Origin of the sequence: Streptomyces genisteinicus, from assembly GCF_014489615.1 — a bacterium.
Lineage (GTDB): Bacteria > Actinomycetota > Actinomycetes > Streptomycetales > Streptomycetaceae > Streptomyces > Streptomyces genisteinicus.
On record NZ_CP060825.1, the window covers coordinates 198,379 to 221,425 of the forward strand.

25 protein-coding genes and 1 riboswitch are annotated in these 23,047 nt (G+C 75.6%); of the genes, 19 read left to right on the forward strand and 6 right to left on the reverse strand.

What is annotated here, in order from left to right; all coding sequences use genetic code 11:
- Positions 1-9 precede the first annotated feature (9 nt).
- A complete protein-coding gene (locus tag IAG43_RS00895) occupies positions 10-477 on the forward strand; it encodes a potassium channel family protein (RefSeq protein ID WP_187738826.1) in 468 nt (155 codons plus the stop codon).
- A gap of 161 nt (positions 478-638) precedes the next feature.
- A complete protein-coding gene (locus tag IAG43_RS00900; RefSeq protein WP_187738827.1) occupies positions 639-1,481 on the forward strand; it encodes an aminotransferase class IV family protein in 843 nt (280 codons plus the stop codon).
- 169 nt (positions 1,482-1,650) lie between these two features.
- Here the strand turns inward: IAG43_RS00900 and IAG43_RS00905 are convergent, their stop codons facing one another.
- On the reverse strand, positions 1,651-2,085 hold the full coding sequence (locus IAG43_RS00905; RefSeq protein WP_187738828.1) for a nitroreductase family deazaflavin-dependent oxidoreductase: 435 nt from the start codon (positions 2,083-2,085) through the stop codon (positions 1,651-1,653).
- 455 nt (positions 2,086-2,540) lie between these two features.
- On the opposite strand from IAG43_RS00905, the gene IAG43_RS00910 reads away from it, so the two are divergent.
- The 6 genes from IAG43_RS00910 to IAG43_RS00935 are packed head-to-tail and all read left to right on the forward strand — an operon-like array spanning position 2,541 to position 7,949.
- Positions 2,541-4,136, forward strand: coding sequence for an ATP-binding protein (locus IAG43_RS00910; protein ID WP_187738829.1), 1,596 nt, complete (start codon positions 2,541-2,543; stop codon positions 4,134-4,136).
- Positions 4,133-4,534: a roadblock/LC7 domain-containing protein gene (locus IAG43_RS00915; protein ID WP_030212242.1), complete on the forward strand. Its 402-nt coding sequence runs from the start codon at positions 4,133-4,135 to the stop codon at positions 4,532-4,534. The genes IAG43_RS00910 and IAG43_RS00915 overlap by 4 nt, the downstream gene beginning before the upstream one ends.
- Positions 4,531-4,884 carry a DUF742 domain-containing protein gene (locus IAG43_RS00920; RefSeq protein WP_187738830.1) on the forward strand — a complete coding sequence of 118 codons (354 nt, stop codon included), beginning with the start codon at positions 4,531-4,533 and terminating at the stop codon, positions 4,882-4,884. Before IAG43_RS00915 ends, IAG43_RS00920 begins: the two co-directional genes overlap by 4 nt.
- Positions 4,865-5,482: a GTP-binding protein gene (locus IAG43_RS00925; RefSeq protein ID WP_187738831.1), complete on the forward strand. Its 618-nt coding sequence runs from the start codon at positions 4,865-4,867 to the stop codon at positions 5,480-5,482. Before IAG43_RS00920 ends, IAG43_RS00925 begins: the two co-directional genes overlap by 20 nt.
- Complete coding sequence (locus IAG43_RS00930) at positions 5,479-6,708, forward strand: cytochrome P450 (RefSeq protein WP_187738832.1); 1,230 nt, start codon at positions 5,479-5,481, stop codon at positions 6,706-6,708. The genes IAG43_RS00925 and IAG43_RS00930 overlap by 4 nt, the downstream gene beginning before the upstream one ends.
- Positions 6,705-7,949: a cytochrome P450 family protein gene (locus IAG43_RS00935; RefSeq protein WP_187738833.1), complete on the forward strand. Its 1,245-nt coding sequence runs from the start codon at positions 6,705-6,707 to the stop codon at positions 7,947-7,949. The genes IAG43_RS00930 and IAG43_RS00935 overlap by 4 nt, the downstream gene beginning before the upstream one ends.
- 40 nt (positions 7,950-7,989) lie before the next feature.
- Here IAG43_RS00935 and IAG43_RS00940 read toward each other — a convergent pair whose 3' ends face one another.
- From IAG43_RS00940 to IAG43_RS00950, 3 genes are read right to left on the reverse strand one after another with little or no spacing between them, the layout of a single operon-like run.
- A complete protein-coding gene (locus IAG43_RS00940) occupies positions 7,990-8,538 on the reverse strand; it encodes a DUF1707 SHOCT-like domain-containing protein (RefSeq protein ID WP_187738834.1) in 549 nt (182 codons plus the stop codon).
- 56 nt (positions 8,539-8,594) lie between these two features.
- Positions 8,595-9,401: an APH(3'') family aminoglycoside O-phosphotransferase gene (locus tag IAG43_RS00945; protein WP_187738835.1), complete on the reverse strand. Its 807-nt coding sequence runs from the start codon at positions 9,399-9,401 to the stop codon at positions 8,595-8,597.
- Positions 9,388-9,894, reverse strand: coding sequence for a GNAT family N-acetyltransferase (locus IAG43_RS00950; RefSeq protein WP_246574014.1), 507 nt, complete (start codon positions 9,892-9,894; stop codon positions 9,388-9,390). Before IAG43_RS00950 ends, IAG43_RS00945 begins: the two co-directional genes overlap by 14 nt.
- Before the next feature lie 191 nt (positions 9,895-10,085).
- On the opposite strand from IAG43_RS00950, the gene IAG43_RS00955 reads away from it, so the two are divergent.
- The 7 genes from IAG43_RS00955 to IAG43_RS00985 all read left to right on the forward strand — a co-directional run bounded on the left by IAG43_RS00955 (position 10,086) and on the right by IAG43_RS00985 (position 16,948).
- Positions 10,086-12,155: a DUF4139 domain-containing protein gene (locus IAG43_RS00955; RefSeq protein WP_187738837.1), complete on the forward strand. Its 2,070-nt coding sequence runs from the start codon at positions 10,086-10,088 to the stop codon at positions 12,153-12,155.
- 6 nt (positions 12,156-12,161) lie between these two features.
- Positions 12,162-13,724, forward strand: a complete 1,563-nt coding sequence (locus tag IAG43_RS00960) for a mucoidy inhibitor MuiA family protein (RefSeq protein WP_187738838.1) — start codon at positions 12,162-12,164, stop codon at positions 13,722-13,724.
- Between the two features lie 372 nt (positions 13,725-14,096).
- On the forward strand, positions 14,097-14,972 hold the full coding sequence (locus IAG43_RS00965) for an SDR family oxidoreductase (protein ID WP_187738839.1): 876 nt from the start codon (positions 14,097-14,099) through the stop codon (positions 14,970-14,972).
- 184 nt (positions 14,973-15,156) lie between these two features.
- Entirely contained in the window at positions 15,157-15,504 is a 348-nt protein-coding gene (locus tag IAG43_RS00970; RefSeq protein WP_187738840.1) for a hypothetical protein, read from the forward strand.
- Positions 15,505-15,543: 39 nt separating this feature from the next.
- Positions 15,544-16,035 (forward strand): MSMEG_6728 family protein, encoded by a 492-nt coding sequence (locus tag IAG43_RS00975; RefSeq protein ID WP_187738841.1) that lies wholly within the window; start codon positions 15,544-15,546, stop codon positions 16,033-16,035.
- Positions 16,036-16,407: 372 nt separating this feature from the next.
- Positions 16,408-16,632, forward strand: a complete 225-nt coding sequence (locus IAG43_RS00980; protein WP_187738842.1) for a hypervirulence associated TUDOR domain-containing protein — start codon at positions 16,408-16,410, stop codon at positions 16,630-16,632.
- Complete coding sequence (locus tag IAG43_RS00985; RefSeq protein WP_187738843.1) at positions 16,586-16,948, forward strand: DUF3140 domain-containing protein; 363 nt, start codon at positions 16,586-16,588, stop codon at positions 16,946-16,948. Before IAG43_RS00980 ends, IAG43_RS00985 begins: the two co-directional genes overlap by 47 nt.
- A gap of 49 nt (positions 16,949-16,997) precedes the next feature.
- On the opposite strand, the gene IAG43_RS00990 is transcribed toward IAG43_RS00985, so the two are convergent.
- Entirely contained in the window at positions 16,998-17,402 is a 405-nt protein-coding gene (locus IAG43_RS00990) for a (2Fe-2S) ferredoxin domain-containing protein (protein ID WP_187738844.1), read from the reverse strand.
- 63 nt (positions 17,403-17,465) lie between these two features.
- Positions 17,466-17,587: riboswitch (cobalamin riboswitch) on the reverse strand.
- Positions 17,588-17,867: 280 nt separating this feature from the next.
- On the opposite strand from IAG43_RS00990, the gene IAG43_RS00995 reads away from it, so the two are divergent.
- Positions 17,868-18,662, forward strand: a complete 795-nt coding sequence (locus tag IAG43_RS00995; protein ID WP_187738845.1) for an SDR family NAD(P)-dependent oxidoreductase — start codon at positions 17,868-17,870, stop codon at positions 18,660-18,662.
- A 130-nt stretch (positions 18,663-18,792) separates the two neighbouring features.
- Positions 18,793-18,966, forward strand: coding sequence for a hypothetical protein (locus IAG43_RS01000; protein WP_187738846.1), 174 nt, complete (start codon positions 18,793-18,795; stop codon positions 18,964-18,966).
- Positions 18,967-19,491: 525 nt separating this feature from the next.
- Here the strand turns inward: IAG43_RS01000 and IAG43_RS01005 are convergent.
- Positions 19,492-19,968 (reverse strand): DUF6194 family protein, encoded by a 477-nt coding sequence (locus tag IAG43_RS01005; protein WP_187738847.1) that lies wholly within the window; start codon positions 19,966-19,968, stop codon positions 19,492-19,494.
- A 62-nt stretch (positions 19,969-20,030) separates the two neighbouring features.
- Here IAG43_RS01005 and IAG43_RS01010 point away from each other — a divergent pair, with 62 nt between their 5' ends.
- Together IAG43_RS01010 and IAG43_RS01015 are read left to right on the forward strand one after the other, a co-directional pair.
- Positions 20,031-20,753, forward strand: a complete 723-nt coding sequence (locus tag IAG43_RS01010) for a MerR family transcriptional regulator (RefSeq protein ID WP_187738848.1) — start codon at positions 20,031-20,033, stop codon at positions 20,751-20,753.
- 150 nt (positions 20,754-20,903) lie between these two features.
- On the forward strand, positions 20,904-22,949 hold the full coding sequence (locus IAG43_RS01015) for a glycosyl hydrolase family 28-related protein (protein ID WP_187738849.1): 2,046 nt from the start codon (positions 20,904-20,906) through the stop codon (positions 22,947-22,949).
- Positions 22,950-23,047 lie beyond the last annotated feature (98 nt).

Below are 23,047 nucleotides of genomic sequence, written 5' to 3' on the forward strand. Positions count from 1 at the left end.
GGAGTCAGCATGGTTCCCGGATTCCTCACCAGGGCGGTCGCCGTGCTGCTCGGTCGGGAGGGGCGGTCGTTGCATCTGAAGGCGGCGGGAGCGGCGAGCCTCGTGCTGCTGCTGGTGATGCTGGCCGGGTCGTGGGCCGTCGTCGCCGCCGAGGAGGGGGCGCGCGGGGCGAACCTGACGTCGTATCCGAAGGCCCTGTGGTGGTCGATCGAGACGGCGACCACCGTCGGGTACGGCGACTTCTACCCGGTCACCCCGTGGGGCCGGGTGATCGGCGCGCTGGTCATGGTCGTCGGCATCACGACGTACGGCATGGTGACGGCCGCGCTGGCGACCTGGTTCGTCGGGCGGGAGGAGCGCCGGCGCGGTCACGCCCACCGGCTGCGCGAGGAGACCCGGGCCCTGCACGAACGTTTCGACCGCATCGAGCGGATGCTGGCCGGGGAACGCGGCGGCGGCGACGGACGGACCGGGTGAGCGGGGCGGCGGACGGGCCGGGCAGGTCTCCGTCGACCCGCTCGCACCCCGCGGGCGGTGCCGACGGCCCGCGCTTGACCTTCACACCGGTGTGAAGCCCTAGCCTCCCGTCCGTGGCCGCACGCCGTGCGCGCCCCACCCGTCTGCCGAGGGAGCGAGTCATGACCGGATACGTCGTCCACCGCAACGGCCGGGACGCCGGCACCGGCGACCTGGCGCCACTCGCCTTCGCGGGATACGCCCACTTCACGGCGATGCAGGTGCGCGGGGGGCTGGTGCGCGGGCTCGACCTCCACCTGGAGCGGCTGCGGGCCGCGTCGGCGGAGCTCTTCGGGCGGGCGCCCGACGACGCGGCGGTCCGGTCCTGGCTGGCGGCCGCGATCGACGCCTCGCCGGACGACGCCTCGCTGACCGCCACGGTGTACTCGCCCGACGGCGAGTTCACCGGCCCCGGGACCGCGGAGCCGGAGATGCTGGTCCGCACGGGGCCGCCCGCGGACGGCCCCGCCGGGCCGCTCGCCCTCGCCGTCGTCGCGCACGAACGCGTCCTGCCCCACCTCAAGCACGTCGGCGAGGTCGCCAAGACGTACTTCCTCCGGCAGGCGGTGGCCGGGGGCTTCGACGACGCCGCCTTCACCGACCGGCGCGGCCGGCTCAGCGAGGCCACCATCTGGAACCTGGCCTTCTGGGACGGCGACGGTGTCGTGTGGCCCCGGGCCGAGATGCTCGGCGGGACCACGATGGGCATCGTCCGCCGCCAGCTCGACCGCCTCGGCGTGCCCCAGCGCACGGAGGAGGTCACCGTGGACGACCTGCCGTCGCTCGCCGGGGCCGTGGTGATGAACTCCTGGACACCGGGTGTGCCGGTGCACCGCGTCGGCCCGGTGGAGCTGCCGGCGGCGCCGGCGTTCGTGGACCTGCTCCACCGGGCGTACGGGGCCGAGACGCCCACGCATCCCGCCGGCGCAGGGCGGACGGCTGCCGAGTCGGCGGGCCGGCGGTGACGGCGGGCGGGGCCGACGTGACGGCGGCGCGGCGGTGACGGCGGCACGGGAGAGCCGTGACAGCGGCGCGGCACGATGAAGCGGCGGTGACGCCGGGTCCGCGGTGACGCCGGGTCCGCGGGCCGGCGCCCGGATGCGTCCGGGTGCCGGCCGTCCGGGCGGGCGGGTCTCAGACGCGTTCGGCCAGGAAGACGGGGATCTCGCGGTCGGTCTTCACCTGGTAGTCCGCGTAGTCGGGGAAGGCCGCGACGGCGCGCTCCCACCAGTCGGCGCGTTCCCGGCCGCTGATCAGCCGGACGCGCATGTCCCAGGCCTCGGTGCCGTCGCGCAGTTCGATGTCCGGGTGGGCGACGAGATTGTGGTACCAGACGGGGTGCTTCACGGCACCGCCGTTCGAGGCGACCAGCGCGTAGGCGCCGTCGTGCTCCACCCGCATCAGGGGCGTCTTGCGGACCAGGCCGCTGCGGGCGCCGATGGTGGTCACGAGGACGACGGGCATGCCCCGCATCGTCGTCCCCTCGGTACCCCCGGACGACTCGTACAGTTCGACCTGTTCGCGCACCCAGTCGGAGGGGCTGGGCTGGTACTCGCCTTCGAGCGGCATGACGTTCGCTTCCTCTCGTCGCGGGCACCGGTGCCCGGCGCACCGGCGCGACTCACGACGCTATCCGATCACGGGACGCGGCCGGGACCCCGGACCCGGTCCCCGCGCGTCCGCCCGGCGCCGCCCCGCCGCGTGCCGGCCCGGGACCGCGCGTGAAAGGCGGAGGGCACGGCAGGCACCGCGGGGGCGCACGGACGGGACGGGGCAGGGGGCGCGAGGGGCCGGGGCGTTCCGGGCCCGCGCACAGAGCGACGTGCCGTCAACTGACCTGTGCGGCACTGAAATCGGTCGCATTTCGCACGGAGTGAGACTTTCCCGGGCGCTCCTACGAAAAGATATGTCACAACAGGAATATCAATCCGGGCAAGATAGTTCCGCCCTGATCAACTGCCGCTCTATAGTGCCGTCGTTGCGACTCCCCCTGCCTGTGTGTCCCGCTTCCGAGAGTCTGGTTGATGTCGGCGTCACCCACCCCCTTCCGCCCTGCCCTGACCGCCTCGCTGCTGACCGCCGTCGCAGGTGGCGCACTCGCCGCGGCGGCGGTCGCCGCGGCCCCGGCCGCGGTCCGTCCCGAGCTCGCCTCCGGCGCCGCCGCCGGTGTGCTGCTGCTCTGCGCCGCCGCGTTCGCCGTGACCTGGTACGCGCGGACCGCGCGCGCCCTCGGCCGGCGGACGGCCGCCCTGACCTCCGAACTCGCCTCCCGCGAAGGCTCCCTCGCGGTCCATCGCGCGGCCGCCGCGCACGAGACGGCCGCCCTCCTGGAACGGGCCTCGGCCGAGGCCGCCGCGGCCGAGGCCCGGCACGCCGCCCGCGCCGAGGAACTCGTGCGGACCCACGAGGCACGCGTCCGCGAACTCGACGCGGCCCGGACGGCCGAGGCCGGGGACCTCCGGGCGCGGCTGCGGCGCGCGGAGTCCGCCCGGTCCGCCGCCATGGCCGCCGCCGCCAACGCCGCCGGGCGCATGCAGGCCCTCACCACCGGCATGCTGACCGACCTGCGGGAGATGGAGCACCGTCACGCGGACGAGAGCGTGCTCTCCGACCTCCTCCACCTCGACCACCGCACGGCCCAGGCGGGACGGCTCGCGGACTCCATCGCCGTGCTGACCGGGGCCCGTTCGGGCCGTCGCTGGGCGCGCCCGATCGGGATGGAGTCGATCCTGCGCGGGGCCATGGGCCGCATCGGCGGCTACCAGCGGGTGCGGCTGCACTCCGGCAGCGACGCGGCGGTCGCCGGCCACGCGGCCGAGGGCGTCATGCACGCGCTGGCCGAACTCATGGACAACGCGGCCAACTTCTCCCCGCCGACCGCCGAGGTGCACGTCTACGTGGAGGAGGTGCCCGCGGGCGTCGTCATCACCGTCGAGGACAGCGGCCTGGTGATGAGCGACGTCCAGCTGCGCCGTGCCGAGGCCGCCGTCGGCTCGGCCGCGCAGGACCTGGCCGGACTCTCCGGCACCCGGCTGGGTCTGGCCGTCGTCGGCCGGCTCGGGCGCAAGCACGGCCTGACCGTCTCGTTCCGCCCCTCCGCACGCGGGGGTACCGGCGCGCTGCTGATGCTGCCCCAGGAGCTGATCACCCGCGCCCCGGAACGGTCTCCCGGACCTCCGCCCGTCTCCGCCGCGCCCGCCGCGCCCGCGGCGGCCCCGGCTCCCGCCCGGGTCCCCGAGCCGGAGGCGGAGCACGGTCCCGCCGCGGAGAGCACCGGCGAGCACCCGGCGTTCGGGGAGAGCGGGCTGCCCCGGCGGCGCCGCGGCCGCACCCTGGCCGCCGCCCGGCACGACGCCCCGCCCTCCGCCCAGGAGCGCCCGGCGCCCCGTACCGGAGCCGCCTCGGATGCGGCCGCCCGGTTCGGCAGCTTCCGCAGGGCGGTGCGCGCCACCGGCTCCCCGGGCACCGCCGCGGACGGCGGCCCCTCCCCCGCGTCCGCCGACCCGGCGACCGGTGACCGGCCGGCCGGCCCGTCCGTCCCCGCCCCGCGCGCCGGCGACTCCGGTCCCCGGACGCCGTCGTCCCCGAACACCTCGCATCCGGAAGGCAACCCCGAATGACCGGCACCACGACCGACGAGAAGCTCAGCTGGCTCCTGGAGGGCCTGCTGGAACGCACCCCGGGCACCCGTCACGCCCTGGTGCTCTCCCGCGACGGCCTCAAGCTCTGCCGCACCCCCGAGCTCAGCGTCGACCAGGCCGACCAGCTCGCCGCCATCGCCGCGGGCATCCAGAGCCTGTCGCACGGCGCCTCGGTCGAGTTCGGCGACGGCACGGGCGGGGTGCGCTCCGCGATGGCCGAGTTCTACGGCGGCATCCTGTTCATCGTGGAGGCGGGCGAGGGGGCGCATCTGGCGCTCGTCGCCGACGAGGACGCGGACGCCGGACTCGTGGGGCACAACATGTCGGAGCTGGTCGAGCAGCTGGGCGAGCACCTCGTCGCCAGGCCGCGGGGATGAGCCGGCGCAGACCGGGCCGGGACGACTCCCCGGACCGGCTCTACACACTGACCGGCGGCCGGAGCCGTGCCGGATCCGACGCGTTCGACCTGGTGACGCTCGTGGTCGCCGAGAGCGACCCGCTCCCCGGCATGCAGTCCGAGCACGCGGCCATCCTGCGCATGTGCCGCTACCCCACCGCGGTGGTGGAGGTGGCGGCCGCGCTCGCCCTGCCGGTGTCGATCACCCGCATCCTGCTGACCGACCTGCACGACACCGGCCGGATCAGCGCCCGGCACCCACGCCCCGTGTACCGCCTTCCCGATCACGACATCCTGGAGCAGGTGCTCGTTGGACTCCGTAACCTCTGAACAGCGCCAGACCCTGCACAGCACCGCCGACAACGGCCTGAAGATCGTGGTCGTCGGCGGCTTCGGCGTCGGCAAGACCACGATGGTGCGCTCGGTCAGCGAGATCCGTCCGCTGAACACCGAGGAGACGATGACGCAGGCCGGCGCGGCCGTCGACGACACCGCCGGTGTCGCGGCGAAGACGGCGACGACCGTCGCCTTCGACTTCGGCCGCATCTCGCTCGACGACCGCAACGTCCTCTACCTGTTCGGCGCCCCCGGGCAGGAGCGGTTCTGGTTCCTCTGGGACCGGCTGTTCTCCGGCACCCTGGGGGCGGTCGTGCTGGTCGACACCCGCCGGCTCGCCGACTCGTGGTACGCCATCGACCGCCTCGAACACCACGGCACGCCCTTCGTCGTCGCCTGCAACGACTTCGGCGGAAGCGCCCACACCCCCGCCCAGATCCGCGACGCCCTCGACCTCGCCGACGAGGTCCCGCTGGTGCTCTGCGACGCCCGGTCGCGCGAGTCCAGCAAGCAGGTCCTGATCTCGCTCGTCGAGCATCTGCGGACCGTCACCGCCGCGGAGCCGAGACCGACTCCGGAGCCCGCCCCGTGACCCGTCCCCCGACCCGGCCCGTCCCCCTGAGCGGCCCGCGGTTCCAGACCGACCCGGCCGGCCTGTACCGGCAGATCCGCGGCGAGCACGGCGCGGTGGCGCCCGTCGTGCTCGACGGCGACGTCCCCGCCTGGCTGGTGCTCGGCTACCGCGAACTCCACCAGGTCACCAGCGACCCGGTGCTGTACTCCCGCGACTCCGAGCTGTGGAACCAGTGGGACCGCATCCCCGCGGACTGGCCGCTGCTGCCCATGATCGGCCGCAAGCAGCCGTCGATCCTCTACACCGTGGGCGAGCGGCACCGCGAACGCGCCCGGGTCGTCTCCGACGCCCTGGAGGCGATCGACCCGTTCGTCCTGAAGGAACGGGCCGAGCGGTTCGCCGACGAACTCATCGACGCGATCTGCGCCAGGGGCTCCTGCGACATCATCGCCGAGTACGCGATGCTCCTCCCGGTCCGGGTGCTGGCCAGCGTCTACGGCTTCTCCGACGAGGAGGGGCCGGGTCTGGTCACCGCCATGAACGACATGATCAACGGGCAGGAGGGGGCCCTGGAGGGACAGCGCCACCTCGGTGCGTCGATGGGTGCCCTGCTGGCCGCCAAGAGCGCCGCGCCGGGCGACGACGTCGCCTCCCGGATGCTCGCCAACACCGCCGGGTTCACGGCCGAGGAGGTCGCCCAGGACCTGATGGTGATGATGGCGGCGGGACACCAGCCGAGCGCCGACTGGATCGGCAACTCCCTGCGGCTGATGCTCACCGACGACCGTTTCGCCGCCTCGCTCTCCGGGGGCCGCCACAGCGTCGCCGAGGCGATGAACGAGGTGCTGTGGGAGGACACCCCCACGCAGAACGTCGCCGGACGCTGGGCCTCGCGCGACACCCACCTCGGCGGCCGTCTGATCGGCCGCGGCGACCTGGTGCTGCTGGGCGTCGCCGCCGCCAACTCCGACCCGCAGGTGCGCACCGACGCCGGGGCCCTCACCGGCGGCAACAACGCCCACCTGTCCTTCGGACACGGCGAGCACCGCTGCCCGTTCCCCGCCCAGGAGGTCGCCGAGACCATCGCGCGGACGGGGATCGAGGTGCTGCTCGACCGGCTGCCGGACGTCGACCTCGCGGTGGCCGAGGACGCGCTCACCCGCCGTCCCTCCCCCTGGCTGCGCGGCCTCACCGCGCTTCCCGTGACCTACACCCCGACTCCCGCCCTAGGAGCCCCGCGATGACCTGCCCGCATACCGGAACCGCCGCGACCGGTGCCGACGCGATCACCCTCGACCCGTTCGTCGGCGACCTCGACGGCGAGAGCGCGCGGCTGCGCGAGGCGGGCCCGCTGGCCCGTGTCGTGCTGCCCGGCGGGGTGGCCTGCTGGGCCGTCACCCACCACGCCGAGGCGCGCAGGCTGCTCACCGACTCCCGCCTGGTCAAGGACATCGAGGTGTGGGGCGCATGGCAGCGCGGCGAGATACCGCTGGACTGGCCGCTGATCGGCCTGGCCAACCCCGGCAAGTCGATGCTGACCGTCGACGGCGACGAGCACCGGCGGCTGCGCACCCTGGTCGCGCAGGCGCTGACGGCCCGCCGGGTGGAGCGGCTGCGGGACGGGATCGAGGCCCTGACGACGGGCATGCTGGACCGGCTCGCGGAGCTGCCGGCGGGTGAACGGGTCGACCTGAAGGCGGAGTTCGCGTACCCGCTGCCGATGAACGTGGTCAGCGAGCTGATGGGGGTCGACGCGGCCGACCACCCGCGGATGAAGGCCCTGTTCGACAAGTTCTTCTCGACGCAGACGCCGCCCGAGGAGGTGCCGCAGATGATGGCGGACCTCGGGGAGCTCTTCGCCGGCATCGTGGCCGGCAAGAAGGAGCGGCCGGGCGACGACCTCACCAGCGCGCTGATCGAGGCCTCCGAGGGCGGGGACACGCTCAGCACGCAGGAGATCACCAACACCCTCCAGCTGATGGTCGCGGCGGGCCACGAGACCACCATCAGCCTGATCGTCAACGCGGTGGTCGCCCTGGAGACCCACCCCGAGCAGCGTGCCCTGGTGCTCGCCGGCGAGGTGTCGTGGGAGAACGTGATCGAGGAGACGCTGCGCTGGTCCACCCCGACCTCGCACGTGCTGATCCGGTTCGCCCGGGAGGACATCGAGGTCGGCGACCGCGTGCTGCCGCAGGGCGAGGCGCTGATCGTGTCGTTCGGGGCGATCGGGCGGGACGAGGCCCAGCACGGCCCGACCGCCGGGGCGTTCGACGTGACGCGCACGCCGAACCGGCACATCTCCTTCGGCCACGGCCCGCACGTGTGCCCCGGCGCCGCGCTCTCCCGGCTGGAGGCCTCGGTCGCCCTGCCCGCGCTCTACGCGCGTTTCCCGGGGCTGCGGCTCGCCGTCGCGCCCGGGGAGCTGCGCAACAAGCCGGTCGTGACGCAGAACGACCTCTTCGACCTGCCCGTCGTGCTGGCCTGAGTCCCCCAGCCGTCGCCCCGGGACCGGGGCGGCGGCCGGGTCAGCGGCGTGCGTGACGGACGGTCAGCCGGCCGAGGCCGAGGGTCCCGGTGATCCGGATCCTCGGTCCGGCCGGACCGTCCGCGCCGGTCCGCGTGCGGGCGCGGTAGCGGGTGTCCTTCATCGCGGTCACCACCGAGTCGAGTTCGACGACCGCGTCGCGCGGCACGATGATCCGCGCGCTGCCGGCGCCGAGTTGCAGCTCGATGTCGACCACCGGGTGCTCCAGGACGGCCCGTGACAGGTCCAGGCGGACCTTGCCGAAGGCGGAGGCGACGGTGAGGGTCCGCGGAACCCGCCAGCCCCTGCCGCGCCGGATGCGTCCGACGGCGGCGGAGAGGGTGACGGCGGTGTCCGGCTCCGCCGGCAGCGCGGCGAGCGCGGGGCCGAGGTCGCCGCGGGTCCGTGCGGTGAGGACGCGCTGGATGCGCGCGTCCAACTCCTCATGGTCCAGCTGCCCCTGGCCGTACGCGTCCCTGACGCGCCGCAGCGCGGCGTCGCGGTCGTGTTCGGCGACGGGCGTCCGCGGGTCGTCCTGCGAAAGGCTCACGGCGTCACCCTACTGCCGGGACCGCGCGGCGGGAGCGGCCCCGGCACGCGGTCCTCTCAGCCCCAGGTGAGCGGGTCGAGTTCGAGGTAGAACCGCAGCCGGCCGGGGTCCGGGACCCTGCCGTAGCCCTCGGCGAACGCCGCGTCCGCCGCCCGTGCCCGCTCCTCGTCCGCCCAGGTCTCGCGCGCGTTCGCGAGCAGCAGCGCGATGTCGGCGTGCCGGTCCGCCGTGCCGAGCCGGCCCAGGTCGACGAAGCCCGACACCTCCAGGGTCGCCGGGTGGAGGACGATGTTGGGCAGGCAGAGGTCCCCGTGGCAGACGACCGTGTCGGCGCCCTCCTGCTCCCGCCGCTCCGGGACCTGGCCGAGGACGCGCTCCAGCAGCCGGCCGGGGGGCGTGTGCTGCTGCTCGTCGGGCAGGAACGCGGGGTCCACGGCGCCGCGGGCGACGACGTCGCGCGCGACGGCGACCATGGCGTCCAGGCTCCTGCCGTGGGGACAGCGGGACACGGGGACCGCGTGCAGGCGCCGGACCGCCTCGGTGACGGAGCCCCACGCCGTCCACAGCTCGTCCGCCGTGAGGTGGTCGGCGGGCACTCCGTGGACGGCACTGCTCACCAGGCAGGAACCCGCGTCGCCGGACGACCAGTCGAGCACCCGGGGGCCCGGCACGTCCTGTCCCTCCAGCCATGCGATCCGGTCGCGTTCGGCGCGCAGGGCGGCCGTGTCCGCGGCGGGCACGCACTTGGCGTAGCGGGTGCCGTCCGCACTGCGGAACACCGAGGCGCCGGACTCCCCGGTGGTGACGGGCAGCCAGTCGGCGTCCGCGCCGGGCGGGGCGGGGGTGGCGTCAGACGGTGCCATGCGTGCCGGCCCCGTCCCGTGCGAGCCGGTACACCTGGCGCGAGCCGCCCTCGGGTCCGGGGGCCGCGGCCTCGGCGGGCAGGAAGCCGAGCCTCTCGTAGAAGACGCGGGCCCCGCTCGCGACGGCACCGGGGTGGTCGGCGCCGAAGGTGACCACCTCGACGGTGCCCGGTGCGCCGGCGAACCGCCGCAGCGCCTCGCCCAGCAGTGCGCGGCCGACGCCCGCGGTGCGCGCCCGGCGGGAGACGACGATCCAGTCGACGTGGTACGCCGGGGGGCGGGCGTCGAAGAGGACGCCTCCGAGCAGATCTCTCCCGGCTCCGTCGTCCCGCGGGGCGGGAACGGCGACGAGCGCGGTCCCGCGCCGCAGGTGCTCACGGACCGCGTCGTGGAAGCCGGGCTCCTCCACCATCGGACCGAACCACTCCTCGACCTGGCCGGCCAGCTCCAGGAAGCCCGGGAAGTCCCGCTCGTCGGCCACTTCGATGATCACCGGCCCAGTCTGCCACGCGGCGCCCGGACGGTCCCTCCCCGTCCGGCCGCAACCGCTCGCGGAACCCCTCGCGGAACTCTCGCGGACGACCGCGCCGGTCACGCCCCGGCATCGGGACGGCAGCGGGCGGACCGGCCGGCCCGCCCCCGGCGTAAGCTGCCGTCCGCACGGACGCATCGGGGGCGGAGGCCATGGAAACGACTGGGACAGCGGACCGTTGGGAGTCGACCCTCGACTCGGTCGTGGTCTACGCGCAGGGCGCGCTCTGCCGGCGCCTCGCCGAGGGCCGGGTGCCGCGGGACGGACGGATCCGGGTGACCGGGCTGCCGCGCTCGCTCGACCCCGGCTCACTGCGCGCCCGCGCGCTGGGCCCCGCCGGGGTGCGGGTCACCGGGGCCCGGGTGGAGGTCGGGGCCGAGCCCGTGGACGGCGGCCCTCCCGACGGGCTGCTCCGGGAGGCCGGGCGGCTGCGCGACGCGCACGCCGCCGCGCTGGCCCGGCGGGACCGGCAGTCGGCCCTCGTCGCGGAGTTCGCGGGGCTGCGCCCCGTCCCGCCGACGCCCCGGCGGGGGGACCCGCACCGTCCCGCTCCCGTCGACGCGTGGCTGGAGCTCTCCGCGTTCGTCGACGCCCGGCTCGCCCGGCTGCACGCACGCCTGGCGGAACTCGAGGACGCGCTCCGGGACGCCGGCCACGCGCTGGCCGTCGCCGAGGACCGTCTGGCACGGGCCTCCACCGACGCCGCCCCGGCGCACGTCGCGACCACCGTGTCCGCCGTGCTCACCCTCGACGGCGCCGATGCGGGCGCCGAGACCGGGATCGAGCTGGAGTACGGGGTGCCGGGCGCGGTCTGGGCACCCGCCTACCGGCTGACGCACCGTCAGGGCGACGGCGGAGGGCGGCTCGTGCTGCGGGCCTCGGTCGCGCAGCGCACCGGAGAGGACTGGACCGGGGTCCGCGTCGCACTGGCCACCGCCGACCTGGGGCGGCGAGCCGATCTTCCGCGGCTGCGCTCGATGCGCATCGGGCGCCGCCAGCCCGCTCCCGCACCGTCCGGCTGGCGCGAGCCCCCGCCGGGTCTCGCCTCCCTGTTCACCGGCTACGACGCCGCGGGCCCCCGCCCGGTCTCCCCCTCCGGGGCGGTCGCGGTCGCCGGCGGTCCCGTGGCTCCGCCGCCCCCGCCTCCCCCACCACCCGCGCCGATGGGCTACGGCGCCGCGCCCGCCGCCCTCCCCCAGCCCGGCGGTGCGTACCCCGCCGCCCCCGCCTTCACCGGTGCGCCGCCCCCGCAGCCCGCCACGGCCCGCCGGGCGCGGGCGGCGGCACCCGCCCGTCCGGGCGGCATGCCCGCCGCCGCGGCACCGGCCGCGCCCGGCGGGCCCGTTCCGTCGCCGCCCGTGCCGGCGGCCGGGCCGCCCGCCGGCCCGCCGCGGCCGAGCGACGCCGAACTCGACTACGCGGCACTCGTGCTGAGCCCTCCCGACGGCCCGGCCGCGCGCCGGGGCCTGCTGTTCCCCGGCCCGTCCGGCGACGCGGTCGCGGGGGAACACCGGCGGCGCGCCGAGGCGGTGGCCTCGCTGCCGCTGCCGGTGCACGCCGTGCGCCCCCGGGTGTCGGCGGGTTCCTTCGACCACCGCTACGACGCCGCCGCGCGGGCCGACGTCCCCTCGGACGGCACCTGGCACACCGTCACCGTCGGCGAGATCCCCGTCGGGCTGCGCACGGAGTACCTGTGCGTGCCGTCGGTGGAACAGACCGTCTACGCGACGCTGGTGCTCTCCAACGCCACCGGCCAGGCGCTGCTCGCCGGACCGGTGGAGGTCACCGTCGACGACGAGTTCCTGCTGACCGCCGCGCTGCCGACGCTCCCGCCCGGCGGCGTCCGCCGGGTGGGCCTGGGGCAGGCCGAGGGCATCGGGGTGACCCGGCGCACCAGCACGACCGAGTCGACCGCCGGACTGCGCAACAGCACCACCGTGCTCGACCAGCGCGTCCGCGTGGAGCTCGTGAACCGGCTCGCCGCGCCCGTCACCGTCGAGGTCCGCGAACGGGTGCCGGTGACCACCGACGCCGACGTCCGGATCCAGGAGCGGGCCGACTGGGCCCCGCCCGGGCCCGACACCCAGGCGGAGGACCCCGCCCCCGGTACCCGTGTCTGGCGGGCACGGCTCGACGCCGGCGGCGGAGCCGTGTTCGAAGGCGGCTACGAGATCCGCTTCCCGGCGAACAAGTCCCTCGACGGCGGCAACCGCAGGAGCTGACGCATCATGTCCACGGCCCAGCAGCCGATCCCCCTGCCCGTCACCTCCGTCACCTGCCTGGAGGACCGCGCCCAGGTCGAACGCACCGCCACCGTCGAGCTGGAGGCCGGGGTGCGGCGGCTGCGCCTCGGACCGGTGAGCGCGCTCGCCGTCGACCGCACCCTGCACGCCGAACTGACCGCGGACCACCCGGCGGCCGTGCTCGACGCGCGGATCGTCCGCACCTGGACGCCGCGCCCTCCGGTGCCGTCCGCCGACCGGGATCCCGCCCTTCGCCTGCGCGAGCACGCCCTCGACGAGGAGCGCCGCACCCTGGAGCCGCGCCGTGACCGGCTGCGCGTCCGGCTCGACCTGCTGGACGGGCTGGTCCGCGACGTGCTGCGCGACGCCGGAGAGGGCGCGGGCGCCGGGGAGTCCGACGCCGCCCGCTGGTCGGACGCCCTGGACCGGGTGGACGGCGAACGCGACACGTGCGCGGAGGAACTGCGCGGCACGGAGGCGCGCCTCGCGTCGCTCGCCGCCGAACTCGGCGACGTGCGACGGGCGATGGACCTCGCCGTGGAGGAGCCGGCGGAGCTGGTCGGTCATGTCGAGCTGACCGTCGAGTCCGCGGCCGCCGGGCAGGCCGTGCTGCGCCTGCGCCATCTGACCCCGTGCGCACTGTGGCGCCCCGCCTACCGGGCGGTGCTGGACGGCGGGTCCCTGTCGCTGGAGACCGACGCGATGGTCTGGCAGCGCACCGGCGAGGACTGGCGGGACGTGCGGCTGACGCTGTCGACCGCGCGGTCGGCCCAGGCCGCCGAACCGCCACGGCTCGCCGAGGACCGGCTGACCCTGCGCGACCGCTCCGCCGCGGAGCGCCGCACGGTCGAGGTCGAGCTGCGCGAGGAGGAGATCGCGGAGCTCGGCCCGGTGCCCGTGGCGGGGCTGCCCGGTGTGGACGACGGGGGCCGGACCCGGGTCCTGCACGCCCCCGTCGCCGTGTCGGTCCCGGGTGACGGGCGCGCCCACCGGGTGCCCGTGTCCTCCTTCAGCGCGCCGGCGGAGAGCGAGTACGCCTGCGCGCCCGAGCTCTCCCCCCTGGTCACCCAGGTGGTGCGGTTCGACAACCTGTCGGGCCACGCCCTGCTGGCGGGCCCGGTGGACCTGGTCCGGGGCAGCGGGTTCAGCGGCCGCGGCACGCTGGAGTTCGGCGCGCCGGGGGCGCCGGTGGAGCTGGCCTTCGGCAGCAGTGACGACCACCGGGTGGTCCGCCGCACCGAGGAGTCCCGGGAGGTGGCGGGGCTCGCCCAGCGGACCGTGATCGCGCGGACGGTCACCCTGCACGTGTCCCGGTTCTCGCCCCCCGGCGAGGAGGGCGACCGCCGCATCGTCGTCCGGGAGCGGATCCCGGTCTCGGAGGTCTCCGCGGTGGAGGTCCGCGTGCGGGAGGAGGCCTGTTCCCCGGTGCCCGACGCGGTCGACGACGAGGGCGTCGTCCGCTGGGACGTGCTCCTGCCGCCCGGCGGGAGCCGCACTCTCACGCTCGCCTACGAACTCTCGGCGAGCTCCCGGGTCGCGGGGCTCTGAGCGGGGGCGGTCGGGCTCTCCGGCGGCGCCGACGACACCCGCCGCCGCACCCGTTCGGCCCAACCGGGGCGTCCGCCCGGCCCGCGAGTGGCGCCGCTGACGGACCGCGGCACGTCGTGGCCGCTCGCTCCCGCGCTCCGGCGGGCGCATGTCCGGTTCCGGGTGCGGCCCAGGCCGTGCCGCGCGACCGCGCGGAGCCGGGTGCCCGGGGCTCCTCCGGTGTGCCCGTCGCGCGGGGCCGGATGCCGGGGCGGCGGCCGCCGGAGAGGCTGTGCCAAGGGCCGGCCCGTGACAGCGCGCGGGCGCGGCGCACGACACAGGGCCGGGGTGCCCGCAGAGAGCGCCCCCGGTCCCCTGCCGAAGGAGCACCCGATGGACGACGGACTCCCGCAGCGGCGGGTGGCGGTGGTCACCGGAGCGGCGCGGGGCATCGGCGCCGCCCTGTCGCGGGAACTGGCCGCACGGGGCCTGCGGGTCGCGCTGCTGGGCCGGGAGGTGGACGCGCTCCGGGCCGTCGCCGCCGGGCTGCCCTGGGATGCGCGCTGCTTCGGGGCCGACGTCACGGACCGGGCGGCCATGGCGGACACCGCCGACCGCGTGGCACGGGAGATGGGTCCGGCGTCCGTCGTGGTGGCCAACGCGGGCATCGCGGCGACGGGGCCGTTCGCCGACGCGGACCCCGACCTGTGGGAGCGGGTGGTGGACGTGAACCTCCTCGGCAGCGCCGGCACCGCACGCGTCTTCCTTCCCCACCTCGCCCGCACGCGCGGTTACTTCCTCCAGATCGCCAGTACCGCGTCCTTCGGCTCCGCGCCCATGATGAGCGCGTACTGCGCCTCCAAGGCGGGGGTGGAGTCCTTCGCGCAGGCACTGCGCGCGGAGGTCGCGCCGCAGGGCATCGGCGTCGGGATCGCGTATCTGCACTGGACGCGCACGGAGATGACCCGGGACATCGACGAGCACCCGGTGCTGGTGGCGCTGCGGTCCTCGCAGCCGCGTTTCGCCGCGCGGGTGCACCCGCCCGAGGAGGTCGCCCGGCAACTGCGGCGGGGCATCGCCCGGCGCGCCACCAGCATCCACTGCCCGCCCTGGCTGCGGCTCCTCCAGCCGTTGCGCCCGCTGTTCCCGCCGCTGGTGGCCCATGTGTCCCGCAGGCACCTGAAGCTCCTCGACGACGCCGAACTCGCCCGGACCTCGGGGGTTCTGGGCGCGGGGGGCGCGGCGGACTGGGGCGCCCGCCCGGGGTAGGCCGTCCGGAACACGTCCCGCGGCGTCCGCGTCCCCCGCCTGGGGGCTTTCGCGGAGCGCCGCGGCCGTCCGGGGTGTGGACTCGCACCTGCGGGTGGACGGCGCGGGCAGCGGCCGGACCGGGGCCGTCCCCGGCACCCGCCGGCCCCGCCCCGCGATCCACGACCCGTTCGGAGAAGCGCACATGACAGCGATGACCGCCTGTTCCACGGCCCCCGGCATCCGGCGGCGCGGCCGCGCGTGGGTGATCACCCTCGGGGACGCCCCGCGCGGCCAGGCCCTCGACAGGGTCGTGCGCACGGTCGACGGCATCGTGTCGGCCGACGACGCGGCCCTGGTCGTCGACGCGGGCGCCGTCACCTCGGCGGACGACTCGCTGGTGGAGTGGCTCACCGCCGTCGGCAGGCGGCTCCCCTTGTGCGTCGCCGCACCGTCCCCGACGGTGCGGACGCTGCTCCGCAGCTCCGGGGCGGGCCGTTCGGTGCCGTCGGCCTCGTGCATGGGCGAGGCGCTCGACACCGTCGGCATCTGAACCGCCCGCCCGACAGCCAGGAGGGACGGTGACGCCGGGATGCAGACGTTTCTCCCGTACCCGGACTTCAGGCAGTCCGCGGCCTCGCTCGACGTGAGGCGTCTGGGCAAGCAGCGGGTGGAGGCCCTCCAGGTGCTCCGCGGCCTCACCGTGCCCGGCTACGGATGGCGACACCATCCGGCGGTGCGGATGTGGGCGGGCTACGAGGAAGCGCTGGTCCGCTACGGACTGGAGGTGTGCGAGGTGTGGACGGACGCCGGGCGTGCGGACAGCTGCGCGCTGACCCTGGTGCACGACTTCCGTGCCTGGGCACCCGAGGCTCTGTCCACGGCCCGCAGCCAGGACCGGCTGGCGGCGGCGGGCGACCTGCCGCCGTGGCTCGGTCGCGCGGACTTCCACCGCAGCCACCGGTCCGCGCTGGTCCGCAAGGACCCCGCGCACTACCGCGAGCGCTTCCCGGACGTGCCGGACGACCTGCCGTACGTGTGGCCGCCGTCCGACCGCACCCGCGAAGCCCCGGCGGACGACTGACCGCGAGCGGTGCCCGGCTCCGCCGCGTGGACGGTCCCGCGACCACGGGGACGCGTGCGGGGGCGGCGCCCCCTTCGCCTCCCGTCCCCCTCCGCCCGTCCCCCGATCGCCGCGAAGCGGCCTGCGCGGCCGCGTCCGGCGCGTGGGGAAGCCGGGGAGCCACCGCCTCGGTTCGCGGCGCCTCGGGGCGATCCTCCGGGCGGCCCCCGGCCGTGCGGTGGTGCTCCTCATCGGCCGGGACGACCCTGGGCAGAGCGGCCGGCGCACGGCCGCGTGCGGTGTCCTGCCGGACCCGGGCGAACCGGTCTCCCGTACCGCCGCACCACGTCCCGAGCCGGCACACGGCTCGGGCACCGACCGGAAGGCGACGTCATGGCGAAGAAGCGCAGGCTCCACAAGGGCGACAAGGTCTCGTGGCGCAGTCACGGCCACGAGGTGACCGGCAAGGTCACCGGCCGCCACACCGAGCGGACCGAGGCGGCGGGCCGCACGGTGGACGCCTCGCCCGAGGAACCCCAGTACGAGGTGGAGAGCGACGATTCGGGCCGCAGTGCCGTGCACAAGCGGGACGCCCTGCGCAAGAAGGGCGGCTCCTGAGGCCGGAGGACCTGGAGGAGACGTACCGCGCGTTCCGGGAGAGCGTCGGTACGACGGCGTCCGGGCTCACCGGCCGGCTCGCCACCGGCGCGGCGGCGGGGGTGGCGGGGGCGGGAGCGTCGGCCACGCGTCCGGGCGGCGTATCGCCGGCCTGCTGGGCACGAGAAAGGCCGATCTGAGTGACGCCGACTTCGCGCACATGCGCAAAGTGAACGGTTACGTCCACCGCCATCTCGCCCAGCGGCCCGACGGTGACGTCGCGGACAGCGCGTGGTGCCGCTCGTCGGTGAACTGGGGGCACGCCCCGGAGAAGTGACGTCCGGACGGCCGCCCGAGCGGCCCGTCCGGACGTTCCGTGGGCGGGCTCAGGCTCTCGCCGCGGGCCCGGGCGGGGCGAAGGTGTACAGGTCGAGGATGTCCGGGAGCGGGGCTATGCCCGGTCCCCCGTCGCGGACCCAGGCGACGATGTCCTCGGTGGCGGCGGCGTCGTTGACGAGACCGAGCCAGACCGGCCGGCCGCCGGCGGCCCTGCCGCGGGCGGAGGGGCGCACCACGACGACGTTGGCCCGCTCGCACACGTCGAGGCAGTCGGAGACGGTCACCGGCCCCGCCTCCCGCAGGCGGGCGACCTGGGCCGCGTGGTCGACGCCCTTCACCTTGGGGCTGCCGCAGCAGCAGTCGCGGCAGACGACGACGCGGCACGGCACGGGGCCGGCGGCCGCCCTGCCGGCAGGCTCGCCGCTCGTCGCTCCGGTGGGTGTGGCGGGCATGGCGCACCGTCCCTCTCTCCGGGGAGATCCGCCCCGGTGGTCCGTGGAGGAGGCGACCGCGTGAGTCTCCTGGCTCTCGGGTCCGTGCCCGTCCCTGCCTGCCCGCCCGCGCTCGGGCCGTGGCATGCCGGGACCGGCTCACCGATCACAGTGGCGGGACCGCGCCGGATTCACACCGGTTTCCTCGTCCGCCGTCGCCTTGAGGGCTGTCCCGCGGTACCCGGCGCAGTCGCGTGACCGCCGGGTACCGCGGGGCAGCCCCTTGTCGCCGGGCATCATCTCATCCGTGATCGCAGCGGCGGCACGGCGGTCCCGACGCGGCCGCCCCGGCCCGGTGTTCGCGTGTCGGCCGTCCCGGCGGCGCGCGGGATGCCTCAATGAACGGGCACCGCAGTACCCGCCGGACTCCGGATCGGTGCACCGGGCCCTCCCGGCGGACCGGCTCATGTGAGGAGTGCAGTCCCCATGCAGATCGCCCTCGACGGCAGGACCGCTCTGGTCACCGGCTCGACCCAGGGGATCGGGGCGGCGATCGCCGCCGGTCTGGCGGCGGCGGGCGCGCGGGTGGCGGTCAACGGCCGTGATCCCGGGCGGACCGGGGAGGCCGTGGAACGCCTGCGGGAGCAGGTGCCGCACGGCGACTTCGTCGCGGCGCCGGGTGACCTCGCGACGGAGCCCGGGGCGTCCGAGGTGCTGGGCCGGCTCCCCGCGGTCGACGTGCTCGTCAACAACCTCGGGGTCTTCGGATCACGTCCCGCGCTCGAGATCGACGACGCCGAGTGGCGCCGCTACTTCGAGGTCAACGTCCTGTCGGCGGTGCGTCTGATCCGCGCCTGCCTGCCGGGGATGGCGGAACGGGGCTGGGGCCGGGTGCTCAACATCGCCAGTGACTCGGCGGTGGTCACCCCGGCCGAGATGATCCACTACGGCACGACCAAGACCGCGCTGCTGGCCGTCACCCGCGGGTTCGCCAAGGAGGCCGCCGGGACGGGGGTGACGGTCAACTCCGTGATCGCGGGGCCGACGCACACCGGGGGCGTCGAGGAGTTCGTCCACTCGCTCGTCGGCGCGGATCTGCCGTGGGACGAGGCGCAGCGTGTGTTCATGCGGGAGCACCGTCCGCAGTCGCTGATCCAGCGGCTGATCGAGCCCGAGGAGATCGCGCACATGGTCGTCTACCTGAGCTCGGGCTTCGCGTCGGCGACGACCGGCGGCGCGCTCCGTGTCGACGGGGGCTACGTCGACGCGATCCTCCCGTAGCCGCCGTGCGGCTCGGCGGACGACCGGCGGCGGGCGGGGTCCGCCCGGCGGCGCGGCGCAGGAGGCGTTTTGGCCCGGTGCGTCCGGGCAGGCGAGTGGATGAGCAGGACGCACCGACGAAAGGACCGACATGAGCGCCGGAGAGAAGGCCAAGGCCAAGACCGAGCAGGTTGTCGGGAAGGCCGTGCGGAAGACGGCCCATGCAATGGGCAAGGAGACGACCGCCGCGAAGGGCGCGGCCCTGGAGACCCGTGGCAGGGCCCGGGGGGCCAAGGAGAAGGCGAAGGGCCGTTTCGGCCACTGACCCCGCGCACCGGAGTGCGCCCGCGGGCCCGGCCACCGCTTCGGCGGTCGCCGGGCCCGCGTCGCTGTCACGGTGCGGTGTTCCGCCTGCGGCGGCGCAGCGCCCACGGTCCGCCGGTGACCGCGCAGGCCGCTCGTCGCCGCCGAGGCGGCGACGAGCGGCAGCGCCGAAGTCCCGTCCGGGGAGGACGTCTCCCGCTCGGTGCCGCCGGAGACGTCCGCGGTCTCGCCCAGCCCGAGGGCGGCGGCTCCCGCCAGGAGCGGGCGGACCGTGGTGATGCGTCCTGTGTGTGACACCGTGCGGCACCCGTCCGTCGTGCGGGACCCCGTGTGCCTCGCATGATCAGACCGGCGGGAGAGATGGTTGCCCTCGCGGTCGCGGGTTCTCGCACGGTCCCGCTCTCCCGTCCCGCGCACCGGAGCGGCGGGGCGGTGGACGCGGGGCGCCCGGAACCCGCCGGTGGACGCGGGGCGCCCGGCACGGGGCAGTGGATGCGGGGAGCCCGGCGCCCGCCGGCCGTGTCCGTCAGCCTCCGGAGGGGCCGGGGCGCCGTTCGTGGCGTGCCCGGGCCAGGCGGTGGGCGGTGGAGAGCAGTTCGGCGGTCGCCGTGCGCGTGCGCGGGCCCGGGTTGACCACCGCGAGCCAGCCCGCGGCCGCGTAGACGGGGTGGGCGACGACGGTGTCGTCGGCGGCCGGGGCCGTCGTGGCGGGTTCCCGTCCGCCGGGTGGACGGCCGGTCCACCGGGTGAACTCCTCTTTGCCGGCGGCGATGTTCACCCGGTGGGCGTCCGGGCGGTCGAGGCGGGACGTGGCGTCGCCGGGCAGGTTCTTCGTCACGATCGTCGCGAACGGCTGGGCGGCCGCGGGGACGACGCCGTCCGGTGCGTAGTAGAAGAACGTGTCGCCCCAGGCGACGTCGGGGGAACCGTCGCCGGGTGCGGGGCGGAGGGTCAGCACGCCGTCCATGGCCGCCACGAAGGAGATGATCTCGTCCTGGGTCATGGCTCCAGCGTTCCATTCACGTGGTTGTGGAGACTTGCGGGGAGTCCATGAGGGGATACGGGATGGCAAGTCTCCAATCGGTGCGTCTGCGCACCGTCGACGTCGCACGGCGGGCCGGGTGCTCCGTGCAGCAGGTGCGCGACCTCGAACGCGAGGGGGTCCTGCCCGCGGCGGAGCGGACGGCCTCGGGCTACCGCGTCCACGGGGAGCGGCAGGTGCGGTCCGCGCTGGCCTACCGGGCGTTCGCCGCGGGGGCGGGGCCGGCCGAGGCCAAGCGGATCGTGCGGGCGGCGCACCGGTTCCCCGCGTCGCAGGAGGTGTTGGTCCTGCTCGACGCGGCGCACGCACGGCTCGATGCGGAGCGGACGGCGCTGCGGCGGGCGCGGGAGGCCGCCGCGTCGATCTCCGGCGAGCCGATCGACGCCGTCGGCGCAGCGGACTCGATGGGCGTCTCGGAACTCGCCGCGGCGCTCGGGGTGCGTCCGTCGACGCTGCGGCACTGGGACGCCGAGGGCCTCGTCGTCCCCGACCGGGACCCCGTCCGGGGCGCGCGCCGCTACACGCCGGTCCAGGTCCGCGACGCGCGCATCGTCCAGCAGTTGCGGCGGGCCGGGCACCGCGTCGCCCCGCTGCGGTCCCTCATGCCCGAGCTGCGTCTCGGCCGCCGCTGGAGCGAGGTGGCGGCAGCGCTGGACGCGCGGGAGACGGCTGTCGCGGCGCGCTCCCGGGCCCTGGTCGACGGGACGGCGGCCCTCGCACCCCTCCTCACCGAGAGCAATCAGTAGACATGTGAACGCATGGATTAACTTCCGTCGCGCAAATTTCTGACATTTCTCTTGTGGGCGGCTGCTCGCGGGCCCTACTGTCCCCACGCCGCCCCGTGCCCCGCGGACGGGTGCGTCCCCCTGCCCCGCCCGACGGAAGTGAGCCCCCGTATGTACCCGACGAGCCGCGCCGGACACGGCGCTCGCGGCGGCCGAAGAGCCGCCCTGGTGACGACCGTCCTCGCCCTGCTGCTGAGCGCCGCGCCCGGTGGGACGGCGGCGGCCGAGACGGCCCGCCACCGCCCCGGCGCTCCCGTGGTCACCCGGGCCGCGGTCGATCCCGCGCTGGTCGCGGGGCGGGGGGCGACCGTGGCGTTCGACGAGCAGGAGGCCGAGAACGCCCGGGGCACCGGGACCGTCATCGGTCCGGACCGGACGCCGTACACCCTCGCCTCCGAGGCGTCGGGCCGCTCGGCGGTGAAGCTGACGGCCGGACAGTACGTGGAGTTCACGCTGCCCCGGGACGCCAACGCCCTCACCGTGCGCTACAGCATCCCCGACGCCCCGGAGGGCGGCGGCATCACCGCTCCGCTGGACGTCACCGTCGACGGGCGGCACCGCAGGACGATGACCCTGACCTCCCAGTACTCGTGGCTCTACAACCAGTACCCGTTCACCAACGACCCCCGGGCCGGTCTGCTCCACCCCGACTGGTGGATCACCGAGTGCTCCTGTGTGCCCGCGTCGACCTCACCGGCACCGGAGATCACCAAGCCGTTCCGCCCCACCCACTTCTACGACGAGCAGCGGCTCCACCTGGGCCGCACCCACCGGGCCGGGGACGTCGTCCGGCTGACCGTGCCCGCGGGCAGCCCCGCCGCGTGGACGGTCGTCGACCTGCTCGACAGCGAACTGGTCACGAAGCCGCACGTCGAGCGCGGCGGCCTGGACGTCCGGCTGTTCGGCGCCGACCCGACCGGCCGGCGCGACGCCGCCCCGGCGATCGAGCGCGCCATCGCCCTGGCCCGGCGGCTCGACCGGCCGGTCTACCTGCCGCCGGGCACCTTCCGGGTCGACCGCCACATCGTGGTCGACGACGTGACCGTCGTCGGCGCGGGCAACTGGCACACCGTGCTCAAGGGCCGCGCGATGGCCCTGGACACCCCCGCGCCCGACGGGTCCCGGACGACCGGTGTCGGCCTCTACGGCAGGAGCGCGGCCGAGGGCGGCAGCCGGGGCGTCCACCTGCGGGGCTTCGCGATCGAGGGCGACGTGCGGGAGCGGATCGACACCGATCAGGTGAACGCGATCGGCGGGGCCATGAGCGACTCCACGATCGACGGCCTGTACCTGCACCACACCAAGGTGGGCCTGTGGTTCGACGGCCCGATGTCGAACGTGCGGGTCACGAACAACATCGTCGTCGACCAGATCGCCGACGCCCTCAACTTCCACACGGGTGTCACCGACTCGCTGGTGCACAACAACTTCGTCCGCAACACCGGGGACGACGGGCTCGCCATGTGGTCCGAGACGACGGCCGACGCCCGCAACACCTTCTCCCGCAACACCGTCCAGTCGCCGACGCTGGCCAACGGCATCGCCGTCTACGGCGGCGCCGACAACACGGTCAGCGGGAACCTCGTCGCCGACCCGGTCCGCGAGGGCAGCGCGCTGCACGCCGGTTCCCGCTTCGGCGCGGAACCCTTCACCGGCACCCTCCGCTTCACCGGGAACACCACGGTCCGCGCCGGAACCCTCGACCTCAACTGGAGGATCGGACTCGGCGCGATCTGGCTCTACGCACTGGACCGGAGCATCGACGCGGACATCCGGGTGACCGGCGACCACTACCTCGACAGCACCCACAACGCGATCATGCTGGTGAGCGAGTACGGGGTGAAGGACAGGTACGGCATCCCCGCCGTCCACTTCCGGGACATCCGGGTCGACGGCACCGGAAACTCCGTGCTCAGCGCCCGCACCCAGGGGTCCGCCACCTTCGAGAACGTGGACGCCCGCAACGTGGGCGCCGTGGGGGTCAACAACTGCGGCGCATTCAACTTCCCGGCCTCGGGGTCGGAGTTCGCCCTCGCCGACCGGGGCGGGAACGACGGCGGCTGGCTCGCCGGATGGCTGCTGCCCAACACGATCACCTGCGACGACCGGCCCCCGGTGGTCCCGCCCCCGCCGCCCGCCGAGTGGCGCGACCGGTAGCCCGCGCGACCGCCGCGGCCCGTCCCGCAGCCGGCGAAGCCGGTGACGGGGCGGGCCGCGCCGTCCGTCCGCGTATCCTCGCCCGGGACACGGCGAGC